Source organism: Sunxiuqinia elliptica (assembly GCF_900113005.1).
Taxonomy (GTDB): Bacteria; Bacteroidota; Bacteroidia; order Bacteroidales; family Prolixibacteraceae; genus Sunxiuqinia; species Sunxiuqinia elliptica.
The window spans coordinates 530,677-543,940 of record NZ_FONW01000002.1 but is presented as its reverse complement, the minus strand read 5'-3'; the positions used below and the strand labels follow the sequence as shown (position 1 = coordinate 543,940).

The 13,264-nt window shown below is 42.5% G+C and carries 11 protein-coding genes; 9 read left to right on the top strand and 2 right to left on the bottom strand.

The window, feature by feature from the left end:
• Positions 1–4 precede the first annotated feature (4 nt).
• The 5 genes from BM156_RS06925 (at position 5) to BM156_RS06905 (ending at position 7,591) form a co-directional block, all read left to right on the top strand.
• Positions 5–526, top strand: coding sequence for a phage tail protein (locus tag BM156_RS06925; RefSeq protein ID WP_093919106.1), 522 nt, complete (start codon positions 5–7; stop codon positions 524–526).
• A 10-nt stretch (positions 527–536) separates the two neighbouring features.
• Positions 537–1,043 carry a phage tail protein gene (locus BM156_RS06920; RefSeq protein ID WP_093919105.1) on the top strand — a complete coding sequence of 169 codons (507 nt, stop codon included), beginning with the start codon at positions 537–539 and terminating at the stop codon, positions 1,041–1,043.
• A gap of 6 nt (positions 1,044–1,049) precedes the next feature.
• Positions 1,050–2,303 carry an ABC transporter substrate-binding protein gene (locus BM156_RS06915; RefSeq protein WP_093919104.1) on the top strand — a complete coding sequence of 418 codons (1,254 nt, stop codon included), beginning with the start codon at positions 1,050–1,052 and terminating at the stop codon, positions 2,301–2,303.
• Between the two features lie 53 nt (positions 2,304–2,356).
• Positions 2,357–6,613, top strand: a complete 4,257-nt coding sequence (locus BM156_RS06910) for an HYR domain-containing protein (protein WP_093919103.1) — start codon at positions 2,357–2,359, stop codon at positions 6,611–6,613.
• Between the two features lie 93 nt (positions 6,614–6,706).
• Complete coding sequence (locus BM156_RS06905; RefSeq protein WP_093919102.1) at positions 6,707–7,591, top strand: diacylglycerol/lipid kinase family protein; 885 nt, start codon at positions 6,707–6,709, stop codon at positions 7,589–7,591.
• 25 nt (positions 7,592–7,616) lie between these two features.
• On the opposite strand, the gene BM156_RS06900 is transcribed toward BM156_RS06905, so the two are convergent.
• Positions 7,617–7,766: a PspC domain-containing protein gene (locus BM156_RS06900; protein ID WP_093919101.1), complete on the bottom strand. Its 150-nt coding sequence runs from the start codon at positions 7,764–7,766 to the stop codon at positions 7,617–7,619.
• Between the two features lie 422 nt (positions 7,767–8,188).
• Between BM156_RS06900 and typA the strand changes: the two genes are divergently transcribed.
• Both typA and BM156_RS06890 read left to right on the top strand, forming a co-directional pair.
• Positions 8,189–9,994 carry a translational GTPase TypA gene (gene typA / locus BM156_RS06895; protein ID WP_093919100.1) on the top strand — a complete coding sequence of 602 codons (1,806 nt, stop codon included), beginning with the start codon at positions 8,189–8,191 and terminating at the stop codon, positions 9,992–9,994.
• Between the two features lie 161 nt (positions 9,995–10,155).
• Positions 10,156–10,860: a hypothetical protein gene (locus BM156_RS06890; RefSeq protein WP_093919099.1), complete on the top strand. Its 705-nt coding sequence runs from the start codon at positions 10,156–10,158 to the stop codon at positions 10,858–10,860.
• Positions 10,861–10,903: 43 nt separating this feature from the next.
• On the opposite strand, the gene BM156_RS06885 is transcribed toward BM156_RS06890, so the two are convergent.
• Entirely contained in the window at positions 10,904–11,506 is a 603-nt protein-coding gene (locus tag BM156_RS06885) for a DUF4494 domain-containing protein (protein ID WP_212733439.1), read from the bottom strand.
• Positions 11,507–11,803: 297 nt separating this feature from the next.
• Here BM156_RS06885 and BM156_RS06880 point away from each other — a divergent pair, with 297 nt between their 5' ends.
• Both BM156_RS06880 and BM156_RS06875 read left to right on the top strand, forming a co-directional pair.
• Positions 11,804–12,931, top strand: coding sequence for a Re/Si-specific NAD(P)(+) transhydrogenase subunit alpha (locus BM156_RS06880; RefSeq protein WP_093919097.1), 1,128 nt, complete (start codon positions 11,804–11,806; stop codon positions 12,929–12,931).
• 11 nt (positions 12,932–12,942) lie between these two features.
• Positions 12,943–13,257 carry an NAD(P) transhydrogenase subunit alpha part 2 gene (locus BM156_RS06875; RefSeq protein WP_093919096.1) on the top strand — a complete coding sequence of 105 codons (315 nt, stop codon included), beginning with the start codon at positions 12,943–12,945 and terminating at the stop codon, positions 13,255–13,257.
• The last annotated feature ends 7 nt before the right edge of the window (positions 13,258–13,264 follow it).

The window sequence follows — 13,264 nt, the reverse complement described above, 5'->3', positions numbered from 1 at the left end:
GATTATGTCTGAACCATTTGTTGGCGAAATAAGAATGTTTGCCGGAAATTTTGCTCCAAGAGGCTGGGCCTTTTGCGATGGACAACTCCTTGCCGTTTCACAAAATGATGCGCTTTTTTCTTTACTGGGAACCATCTATGGAGGAGATGGAAGAACCACGTTTGGACTGCCCGACTTACGAGGGCGAATTCCAATCCATGCAGGAGCTGGACCAGGTTTAAGTGACAGGCGTCTTGGAGCCAAATTAGGAGTTGAGAAAGTAACACTTACGACTAACCAAGTTCCGGGGCACACCCACTCTGTTCCAGCAGATGTCGCCGTAGGCAATTCCACAGGTAATGTCAACACAGCTATTGCTGCAGGATCCACCGATCGGGCATATACGTCTGATGCAACCAATCTGGCAACATTTTCGTCAAGCACGGTTCAAAATACAGGAGGCTCACGGTCGCATAACAACCTGATGCCTTATACCTGTATCAATTATATCATTGCACTCTTTGGCATTTATCCTTCAAGACACTAAACCCAAAACTATGTCAGAACCATTTTTAGCCGAAATACGAATCGTCGGGTTCAACTTTGCCCCTCGGGGCTGGGCCTTTTGCGATGGACAAATTCTACCCATCAATCAAAATCAATCGTTATATTCCTTGTTGGGAACAACTTATGGCGGTGATGGGCAAACATCATTTGCGCTTCCCGATCTTCGAGGACGCTCTCCTGTTCACCCAAACAATTCAACGATACAACCAGGAGCAAAATCAGGAGCAGAAACCCATACATTAACAGCAAATGAACTGCCAGCCCACACCCATAAGCTCATGATTGCAGAAACAGAGGGAACTAAAGAAGCTGGAAGTTCTCCCTCATTAAGCCAATCTAAAAATGAGAAAAGATACACAACTGCCCAGCCTCAAACGATAATGAATCCCAATGGAGTTGCACAAACAGGAGAAGGACAAGCTCACGATAATATGCAACCCTCACTTGCAGTATACTACTGCATTGCCTTACAAGGCTTATTCCCATCACGAAGCTAATGCACTATGAGTAATCGAAGAAATTTTCTAAAACTGGCAGGAATTGGATTAACTGGCTCTGTCATGCGTCCTTTTCAAGCCCAGGCAAGACGGTTGAATACCAAAGGTCAAAAACTTAAAATTGGTATTTTGTTGCCTCAATCGACCGAACACCCTCAATACCCTGGTTCATTTCTTAATGGCCTGCGCTGTGGAATCAATCAACATAAAGCCATTCAAAAGGACCAGATCGAATTGGTGGTCGAGTCTGTCAATTATGGCACACCAATGATTGTCAAAGAAAAGGTTCAGAAGTTGTTAACCGAAAATAATGTTGATTTCATCTCTGGTCTTTTAAATCCGGAAGTAGCAGCCCACACCAACACCTTATTCAAAAATGCAAAGGTACCTGCTCTTTTAGCCAGCTCCGGAGAAAATTATTTACTAAACGAATTAAAGCACAATCCCTTCCTGTTCTTCACGAGTTTGGGACTTTACCAGGCAGCGTACCATTCCGGGCACTATGCCGTTGAGCAATATGGGAAAAAGATTGCCATCGTAAGCTCGTTTTATGATAGTGGTTACGACTCCCTTTTTACTTTCCGCCAAGGAGTGGAGGATGCAGGTGGAGAGCTCATAGAGAACTATGTTGCTGACCAGAATGACGAGGGTTTCATTGAGAAAACAATTGCTCAAATAAAGCAAGCATCACCTGATTGTATTTACTTGTTTAGACACGGACAAGCTGCTGAAGAAATGCTTCGAGCGCTTCATTTTAATAAAATCAAAACGCCAGTTATTACAACTGCCTTTGTTGCTGATGAACATCAATTAATCAACCTCGGTGAAGCTGCCAACCAACTGACTTACATCAGTAGCTGGAATAAAAACCTGGAATTAAAAGAAAATCACAATTTCATCAGCAGCTATCAGAAAGAATACAAAAAGCAACCCGATTCATTTAGCACCTTAGGCTACGAAACCGGGCAAATTATCTATGATACTCTATCGCGTTGTAGTAGCGATTTTTCAGCAGCCTCAATGATTGAAGCTCTCAAATCCTGCTCCCTTAGTTCTCCGAGGGGACCTGTGCACATCGATAAACAATCGGGCATGATTCAAAACAAACTATACATCAACAAGGTAAAAGCCAGCCATTCAAGCTTGCCAACGAGCCAGCCATCAGAAGGCTTTCAACCGGTGAATGAATTTAGCGAACAATTTGCCGTTTTAGATAATGACTACCGATCGGGATGGCTCAATCCATATTTATTCGTTTAGCTCAAGAGAAATGCTTCATATAATATACTCAACCCCCAACTGAAAATAAACTTATGAGAAACTACTACTTGGCTTGTATTTTTCTATTCCTTTTATTTTCCACGTTTCCTTTCCAAACAGTTCTAGCCTCTGAAATTGGGCAAGACAGCAAAACAGCAACAAATACTGTAAGCGCGAGCTTTCCACAAACCGTCTATTGCAGCTCTTCAGAGAAGTTTCTGTTCACATGGACAGGCAACAATGATGGAACAGACCGGATTTATTACTCCTTCCATACCAACGGTGACTTGGATGGCACTCCAGGAACAACTGGAACGCTGCTGTCAACAGCTACGGCTATTCGTTACGCTGAAAGGCCTAAAGTCGCTTACGATCTGCAATCACAAACAGCAGCAGTTGTGTGGCTTGAAAGTCGAACAGAAGCTAAAGATTCGGTCATGCTAGCGCTTATCAATACAGATACCGAAACGAAAATAACCGAACTGGTTGTGGCAAGTAACAATGTTTGGAACATGGCAGCTAACGTCGCTTCAGATGGACAGGGAACTTACCTGGTTGTTTATTTTGAAAGTAGCAGTCAAACCATATTCGGACAACTGGTGGATGCTTCTGGAACATTACAAGGAACGACAATTACCTTAGGCCAAGCAACAACCAACTACCTGCTTCCTTACGCCATTGATTTAGCCTATAATACACAAGATGATGCCTTTTTAGTTACCTGGGCTGATCATAATAGCAATCTTTTTTCAAAGACTGTAAAGATCGACGCAACAACCGGAACCTTAAATAACTATACAACCATAAGCAATGTGGCAACCCCAGCCATTGTATACAACAGCTCCGTTAACCAGTTTTTAATCGCATACGATGATCTCCAAGGACAGATTCATGCGATATTAACCGATAACACAGGTATTGAACAGCCTGGAATTATTGAATTTGGAGATGCTTCCTCTACAGAAGGGCAGCCTGCTGTCGCTACTCACCCCACCAACAATAGTTTTGTGGTCAGTTGGAATAATCAAACGGAAGACGAAGTCTGGGCACAAGAGTTTTCAACAACCCCTTGCTCTAATTTTGGAACGCCATTTAAGCTCAGCGATCTAAGCTCGATCTCTCATGCTCCTCAAATCTCTTATGATCCACTTAATGGATATTTTTGGGTAAGCTGGTTTGGGCGGTCATCCGAAGCCAAAGATGAGGTATTCACTCAACGAATAACAACAGAAATAAATACGATTCATGCAGTTTGTAAAGACATCTCCGTTACGCTTGATGGTGATGGAACTTATACCTTAAGTCCTTCTGAAATCGACAATGGCTCAAGCGTTCCTTGCGAAACCCCCAAACTGTCATTATCTAAAACCGACTTAAGCTGTACTGATGGACCCGAGGTAACAATTACCTTGTATGTTTCCAATGCAGCAGGAGAGACAGAAAGTTGCCAAGCCAAAGTAACAATCATTGACAACCTGGCTCCTACCGCCCTTTGCAAAGACACAACCATCTACCTGGATGAGAATGGTGCAGCTAGCATTACTGCTGAGGAATTGGGGAAAGAATCAACGGACAACTGCGAGGTGACAACTTTTGACACTGGTACGACTCCGCTTTCTTTTGATTGCAGTCAGCTAGGGAATCACACAATTCCGTTGACCGTATCAGATGCGGCGGGAAACACCACTTCTTGCACAGCCACTGTCACCGTATTGGACACTATTTCGCCTACTGTAGCTTGTAAAGACACCACACTTTACCTTGATGCCATCGGAGAAGCCAGTATTATAAATTCTGAACTTCTTTCTAATCTAGACGATAATTGTAGTGGATCGGAATTGCTTTCTCCCGATTTGATTCATGATTTTAATTGTAACTCTATTGGAGAACAAACAATTAAATTGACCGTTTCTGACGGATCAGGGAACTCAAGAACATGTAATGCATTAATATCAATAAAAGATACGATTGCTCCAGTAATCGTAGGCAAAACAATCACGCTTCCTTTGGATGAAAATGGAGCAGCCAACATTCTCAATGCTGATTTGGTCGAAAACATGACTGACAACTGCAGTGCTCCTTCTCTCAAGCTTGCAGATCAAATAAATCGTTTTAGTTGTTCTGATATTGGACAGCATGAAATTATATTAACAGCCATCGATCTTTATGGTAACGAAGCATCATCTAAAGCTTCCATAACTATTGTTGATAACACTTCCCCAACCGCTATATGCAAGGATACAACAATCTACATGGATGAGAATGGTGTAGCCAGCATAACTGCCAAAGAATTAGGTGAAGAATCAACTGACAACTGCGAAGTAACAGTTTTTGATACAGGAACAAGTCCTCTTTCTTTTGATTGCAGCCAGCTGGGGAATCACTCAATTCCGTTGACCGTATCAGATGCGGCAGGCAACACAGCCTTTTGCACAGCCACTGTCACCGTATTGGACACCATTTCGCCTACTGTGACTTGCGACGACATTACTATCTACCTCGATGAAAACAGCAAAGCAACACTAGCCCTTTCGGACCTGACATACACTGCAATCGACAATTGTGCAATTCAATCAATAGAATTGACTCCAACAGCATTTACTTGTGCTGATATTGGCGAACAAGCAGTTCTACTAAAAGTTACCGATCAATCAGGGAATTTCTCAACATATTCTTTGACCGTTACCATTGCTGAAAACAATCCTCCGGTAGCCCTCTGTAAAGACATTACCATAAGCCTTACAAGCGACGAAGCTCGTCAAATCAATCCTTCTGAAATTGATGACGGTTCCTACGATGACTGTAGTGCTGTCACCCTCCAGTTTAAAGATGGACCAATCGCATTCGGAGTAAGCAACATTGGGGCCAATAATGTAACACTCCTGGTTCAAGATGAATCGGGGAATACCAGTAGTTGCGATGCAACAATCACTGTCGTTGACGAAGTTCCACCGGTAGCTCTCTGTCAAGACATTACGGTCTATCTTGATGACGATGGAAAAGTAAACATTACAAGTAGTTTTATTGATGCTGGATCTTATGACAATGTTGGAATTCAGCAAACCCATATAGATCGAACTCAATTCACATGCACCGATATTGGAAATAATAAAGTGACATTAACACTGACTGATTTTGACGGAAACTCGTCATTTTGTACTTCAACGGTTACTGTTGTTGAAAATATTTCTCCGCAGCTAGAACAGTTACCAGATATCATTCTGGATGCGAATGCCAATTGTACTGCGCAAGCCTCTTTTGGCCTGCCCACAGCAACCGACAACTGCGATGTTCATCTAACTCAAACCGAAGGTCTGCCCAGTGGTAGTGAGTTCCCTGCAGGTGCAACAACGGTAACATTTAAGGCGACAGATCCTTCTGGAAACAATACGACAATGAGCTTCCAGGTTATTGTAAATTCATCCATTATGCCACCTCAGTTGGCAGAGCTTTCGGATCTTACAATTCCGGCTCATCAAAAACAGCTTACGATTGCGCTCAATGAAATTAGCTCTGGAGCCACTTGTCAACAACAGCTTCCTGTTCAATTCTCCGTTACCTCCTCCAATCATGAGATTGTACAAAACACAAGCGTTTATTATGAAGCAGGAGCCAATACAGGAACGCTCTTCTTAAATCGACAAGCTGGTACATTTGGAGATGCAACAATCGCAGTCACAATAAGTAATGAACAAGCTTCAATAACCAAAGAATTTCTGCTAACAGTATTGGAGAATCGCCCTCCGGAAATCAGCCAGGAAATCGTTGAAGAATTGGAAATTGAAAAAGGACAAACCAAGGAGTTGGTGCTCTCTGCCGACTTATTTTCTGATCCCGACGAGGGAGATCAAATTAGTATTGAGCTAAAGGGAACTGACGGTCAACCACTCCCCGACTGGGTTCATTTTGATCCAGAAACCCGAACCATTCAATTTTCCCCAACGAACTCAGACCACGTCAGAGCTCATTCATTCAATCTTGTCGGTACAGATTTACTTGGCGCACAAGCCTTGGGAAAGATAATCGTAACAGTCAACTTTCCAACGAATGTCGATCTTGATCAAGATCAGCAAACAATAAAAGTGTATCCCAACCCGACCTCGGGAAAGCTAACTGTTTTCATCGCCGATCGGAGAGAAAGATGCACGATTCAGCTACTGAACCTTACAGGGAAGTTGATCAAGCAACAGACTGTTGCTCCATCTGAATCCATACAGTTTGATCTTTCAGATCAGCCCGACGGGATTTACCTATTACAATTGGACGAACAATACAACTTCAGAAGTTACAAAGTCATCTTACAGAAATAAATTCTAGCTAGAGGCCAGCAATTACGCTGACTTCTTTTTTGCCTACAAGAAAAATAACTTTATCTTCAACATCCTTGTTTAACAGACTTTGGAATGACAACCAGTTTGAAGAAAGTACTTTTTATCCTCAACCCAAAAGCTGGTAGCCGAAAGGCTATTCAACTCAAAAAGCAACTAATTGATGCTGGCTCCAATATTGATTTCCGTTTGACAGCTTTTCCCGGTCATAGCAAGCAAATCATTCTGGAAGAAATGGAACATTACGATGTTTTTGTGGCTGTAGGAGGCGATGGTACTGTCAACGAAGTGGCGTCGGTGTTAGCTGGAAAGGAGAAAGCGCTGGCGGTGTTTCCAACCGGATCTGGCAATGGTTTCGCCCGTGAGTTTGGCTTTTCCAATAATCTGGAGCAACTGCTTGCTGCCATAGAACGAGGAAAACTACACTCGGCAGATGTGTGTTACCTGAATGGACATTCCAGTGTACATATGAGCGGTTTAGGCTATGATGCTGCTGTTGCCCATGACTTTGCCCACAGCAAAGGGCGTGGCTTTTGGAACTACCTGCTTAGCACCATCCGCATCTACTTTGCAAAACATACGATTGAAGCAAACATCCAGTGGGAAGATCAGACTATAAAAGATCGTTTTTTCATGATTAATCTGGCGACAATTGCCCAGTTTGGCTATGGTGCAAAAATTGCTCCCATGGCAAATCCCACCGATGGTCTCTTAACCATGGTTCTGGTAAAACCGATGCCATTAATCCATTTTTTGGGCTTTTCCGCCCGACTCTTTTTAGGCACACTCAAGCCAAACCACTACGTTCGCTACATTTCAACAGCTGGCCCGATAACGATCCAGACTTCAAACAAACAAGTTCATATTGATGGCGATCCGGTTTTCCTAAAAAGTCCAATAAAAATTGAAGTCCACCGGGGCACATTAAAAGTTGTCGACACCAAGCTCTCCAAATTTTAGCGCACCCGGCTTTTGCTATTCGTTGTTATTTCGAAAACATTTTCACAATCCACAGAATCAGGTATAAACCCAATCCAACTCCAAAAAATAAAAACGAAACAACAAACGCAATCCGGATGTACGATTCTTTCCATCCTAACTTCTCACTAAGCCAACCCGAAACTCCTAAAATCATAAATTTTGTTTTAAATTAAACTTGGACAAAATATAGGCAATTATTTAAGAGAAAAAAACAAGCTTATTCTTCTACTGCACATGCAAAAACTTTTTCCCCCACAACAAAAATGGGAAACTTTCCAGAAACTATGTTTGGACAAAACCATCTTCACCGACGCGTTGCAAATCCAACTTCATGCACCAAGCATATTTTATCTTTCAAATGCTTGGTTTTGACCGTAAAATTCTTTAGTTGTCATTTTCTGAGGATCAGCTCCTAAAAAAAACTTTTATCAGCCCGATCCCCCTCGAAAAAAGAAATGGGACCTTTCAAGCAAACCAATTCCGCGACAGCTTGTTAAGTTACCATCAACAAATAAAAAGATAGAGCGCACTCTACGCGAAATAAAATTATATTTGCGCCTCAATTTTGAAGAAAGTATGCAGAAGATTCGAAACATTGCGATTATCGCACACGTCGACCACGGAAAAACCACTTTGGTTGACAAAATGATTTACTATTGTAACATCCTGAAAGAACACGAAAAAAAGCAAGAGCTGATTCTCGATAACAATGATCTGGAACGCGAACGAGGCATCACCATTCTGGCTAAAAACGTTTCAGTAAACTACAAAGATGTCAAGATCAACATCATTGATACCCCTGGACACGCCGACTTTGGTGGAGAAGTAGAACGGGTATTGAACATGGCTGACGGGGTTTTACTTTTGGCTGATGCCTTTGAAGGCACCATGCCTCAAACACGCTTTGTGCTTTCAAAAGCCTTAGCATTAGGGTTAAAACCCATTGTTGTTATTAACAAAGTCGATAAACCCAACTGTCGCCCCGAAGAGGTGCACGAACAAGTGTTCGACCTGATGTTTAGCCTGGATGCAACCGAAGAACAATTGGACTTCCCAACCATCTATGGCTCAGCTAAAGAAGGATGGATGACACCTGATCTGAGTCAGAAAACCGATAATATTGGTTCGCTTCTCGATGCAATCATTGAATACATTCCTGCTCCAAAACCAAATCCAGGAACACCTCAATTGTTGATTACCTCTCTGGATTATTCTTCTTATGTTGGACGAATTGCCATTGGGCGGATTCATCGTGGAGAACTAACTGAAGGCATGCAGGTGGCCCTTGCAAAACGCGATGGTTCGATCAAACGAAGCAAAATAAAAGAGCTGCATACATTTACCGGTTTAGGACGCCAAAAAGTGGATCGCATGCAAAACGGAGATATTTGTGCCTTAGTAGGCATCGAAGGTTTTGACATCGGTGATTCCATTTGCGATTTAGAAAGCCCGGAACCTCTTGATCCAATTGCTGTTGATGAGCCAACCATGAGTATGATTTTCACCATCAACGATTCTCCGTTTTTTGGAAAAGAAGGAAAATTTGTAACCTCACGCCACCTACACGATAGACTACATAAAGAGCTGGAGAAAAACCTGGCATTGCGTGTTGTTCAAGGTGAGTCAGCTGATACTTTCACAGTCTACGGACGAGGTGTTCTACACCTTTCAGTGCTGATTGAGACCATGCGTCGCGAAGGCTATGAGCTGCAAGTAGGCCAACCACAAGTCTTGTACAAAGAAATTGGCGGAATCAAATGTGAGCCAGTGGAGGAAATGCACGTTGATGTTCCTGATGAATTTTCAGGGAAAGTGGTTGAGATGGTTTCTGTTCGAAAAGGAGAAATGCAAAATATGGAACGTAAAGGCGACCGAATCCACCTGGAATTTCTGATTCCTTCACGCGGAATTATCGGCTTACGAACCAACATGCTTACAGCTACGGCTGGAGAAGCAGTCATGACTCACAGATTTATAGAGTACCAACCATTAAAAGGTGAAATTGAAGGACGGAAAAATGGTTCGTTGATTGCCAAAGAACCGGGAACCTCATTTGCTTATGCTCTGAACAAGCTGCAGGATCGTGGACGCTTCTTCGTTGCTCCAGGCGAAGATGTTTATGAAGGAATGGTTATTGGCGAAAATACACGTGCTGACGACCTGACCATCAACGTCACTCAATCGAAAAAGCTGACTAACATGCGTGCCTCTGGCTCGGATGAAAAAACAAAGCTGGCACCACCAATTCGTTTCAGCTTAGAAGAAGCGTTGGAATATATTGGGAAAGATGAATACTTGGAGGTAACTCCAAAATCATTCCGGATGCGTAAAATTTTACTTCGCGAAGCAGAAAGAAAACGAGGAATGAAGATCAACTATTAAAACATAGGTTCTTTTTAGAATAGCAAGATGCTTAATCTTTACAGAATGAGATATTCTACAACATAATTCTCATTTTAAGAAGATTAAGCATTTTTTATGAGCTGGTTTTATCGTAACTTTTTTTAGAAGTTCATTAACATACAACCCAAAAATCAGCTCAAATGGATGGTAAAATTACGTGTTCAACAGCCAATGCAACCATTCTGGCTTGCAAAAAAATCGTTCAATCTTTCAACGAAAACATCTACGAACTAGCGCTGGTACGGACCGACTGGACTCCGGCCTATGCCGCTGAACTAAAAGGACGGATTAACACCGCCCTGGCAGATTATCTCCCTTCCGAATCATTCTGTCGCCACGCCGAGCGACAACACTACGTTCACGAACTCATGATCTCAGCCCTCAAAAGAGTAAGTATTTTGCGGGCCCTCATAAAAGTTGATTTTAAAGAAGATAAAAAATTTCAGAAATACCTTTTTGAAGAGTTAGGCTATAACGACTATTTCAGCGATGCCAAGAATGGGGATTACCACAGTTTGTATTTTCTGCTCGAAACGTTACACAAAAACATGAGCTCAGAGCTTTCCGACCTGCTTACAAATAAATCGATTCCGCTGACACTCATTCAAAATCTAACGGATTTTGACAATCAACTGCATGAATTTAAAGCATGCTTCGATTTGATTAACACATCAGATCATTTAACCGAAGAGGGCAAGCGTGTTATTAACGCCATTTTTTCTGAGATCAAGGATATTTGTCGCGTGGCTACTGCCTATTACCTTTTTGACCCGGTAAAACGTGACCAGTTTTGTTTTTTCAGAGTTATGATTGGTTTAAAGAAAACAATTCCTCAAGCAAACTAAGTGGGGACAAAAAAGCCGGAAGCGTCTGCTTCCGGCTTTTTAATTATTCTTCGTCTACAATTTCTTCATCATCTGTTGGTGCTTCGTCGGCAGCTTCAGCCTCAAAATCACCTTGAGGTGCTTCATCCTCCTGCTCCGCTTCAAAACTGCTTTCAACAGGCATTTGCTCTGGTTCAATCCGTTTCAAATGTGGAGGAAGTGGCTCATTAACTTCATCTTTAAAGTAAGGGAAAACATCCACAATCGTACTCAAATTCATCGCTGTGATGTGGTAAGGAACCAAAATATAAGACAATCCTTCTTCCATACGTTGTAAAGCTTGCTTAAAATCATCGGCAGCCACCAAGAAATAGTTATTCACTTTTTTCTCTTTTCCGGCTTTTTCATCGATGGTTACAATGCTGATTTTTGCTTTAAACCAGTATTCTCCATTATCATGAGGAAAAATCTCGATAATATTTGACTTCTTGATGTTATCAACATGAAACTCGCCACCGCGAACAATTTGCTGCATTTGCTCAACAATTCGTGTTTCAGCGTCTGTAAATGAAACGGCATCGACCAAATAAGATTCTGAAACCTTACGTTCACGTCCATCCTGATCAACTTTGACATATTTTACCTTGCATTCAAACCAAGTCTGCATAATTCTAACTTTAAAAATGAGTATGCAAAGATATTTTCTTCAAGGATTTATGCCCATTTTTTAGCAAATAGTTTTTCACAAAATTGAGAAATTGATCAAAGCAGCGACCTGCTGGTGAATGCGAGTAAATAAAACAGCCCTTAGCGCTTGTTTCTCATCCAAAAGCTACAAAGTGATACTTGCCACTCTTTCAGAAAGAACAGGAAAATGCTATCTTAGTGGAGAGTCATCGATAAACCATCAAAAATCAACATACCCAACCAGCCTATTTTAATCAATAACTAAAATTGACTAGTTATGCGTATTGGACTCTTAAAAGAAAGCGATTCAGAAAGCCGGGTAGCCTTCCTTCCCGAAGTTGTTGCGAGCCTGATCAAACGAAAAGTCAGTGTTCTTGTCGAAACGGGGGCCGGCGAGTCTGCCTTGGCCAGTGATGCAGCCTACGAAGAAGCAGGAGCAAGCATTGCCCAACGTAGTGAAGTAATCAAACAAGCAGACTTTCTGATTGGCATTCAAGCTCCCGATGATAAATTGGTTGCTTCTCTAAGCCAGGAAAAAATTTGGCTCAGTCAGTACAACCCGCTCTGGAATATTGAGTTGGTTAAAAGTTTTCAATCCAAAGGACTAACGACCTTCAGCATGGATGCCATTCCGCGTTCAACCCGCGGACAAGCCATGGATGTTTTATCGTCTCAGGCCACTGTTGCCGGGTACAAAGCCGTACTGGAAGCAGCCCTTAAACTGCCGAGCTTCTTCCCCATGTTTATGACAGCGGCGGGAACGATCCGACCAGCCACCGTTTTGGTGTTGGGAGCAGGAGTTGCAGGCCTGCAAGCCATTGCCATTGCCCGCAAGCTGGGTGCACAAGTCCAAGCTTTTGATGTACGGTCGGCTGTTAAAGAAGAAGTGATGAGCCTTGGGGCCAAATTTATTGAAGTGGAAGGGGCTCAAGAAGATTCGGCAGCCGGAGGCTATGCCGTGGAACAATCCGAAGACTTTAAGCAAAAGCAGCAACAGGCAATCAACGAACATGCAGCAAAAGCCAATGTGGTTATTTGTACCGCTCAAATTCCCGGACGTAAGGCTCCTCTGCTACTTCCCAAAGAAGCCGTTGCTAAAATGAAACCCGGTTCAGTCATTATCGACCTGGCCGCCTCAACAGGAGGCAACTGCGAACTTTCAAAAGACAATGAAACCGTTGTTGAATATGGGGTTTCCATTATTGGACAATCCAACTATCCTTCTCAAATGCCAATTGATGCCAGCAAAATGTTTGGGAAAAACATCCTCAATTTCTTGGAACTCCTGTTTAACGAGGAAGGCGAATTCTCCTTGAATTTCGATGATGCTATCGTGAAAGGCACCTGCATTACTCACCAGGGAGAAATTGTCAACGAACGTGTCCGGTCAATCATTCAACCTTAAAACGAACTATCATGGATCAAATACTGATATTTTTCTACACCTACAAGGAAGCCATATTCATCATTGCTCTATCCATCTTTTTGGGAATTGAAGTGATTTCAAACGTTCCAGCAGTCCTTCACACCCCGCTTATGTCGGGAGCCAATGCCATCAGTGGAGTCATTATCATCGGAGGAATTATTCTTGTTGGGCATGCAGATGCCACCACGCTCAACACCGAACTTATCCTCGGTATTTTTGCCGTTATCTTCGGAACGCTCAATGTTGTTGGCGGATTTGTGGTGACGGACCGTATGCTTGAAATGTTTAAAAAGAAGAAAAAATAGGAGGAAC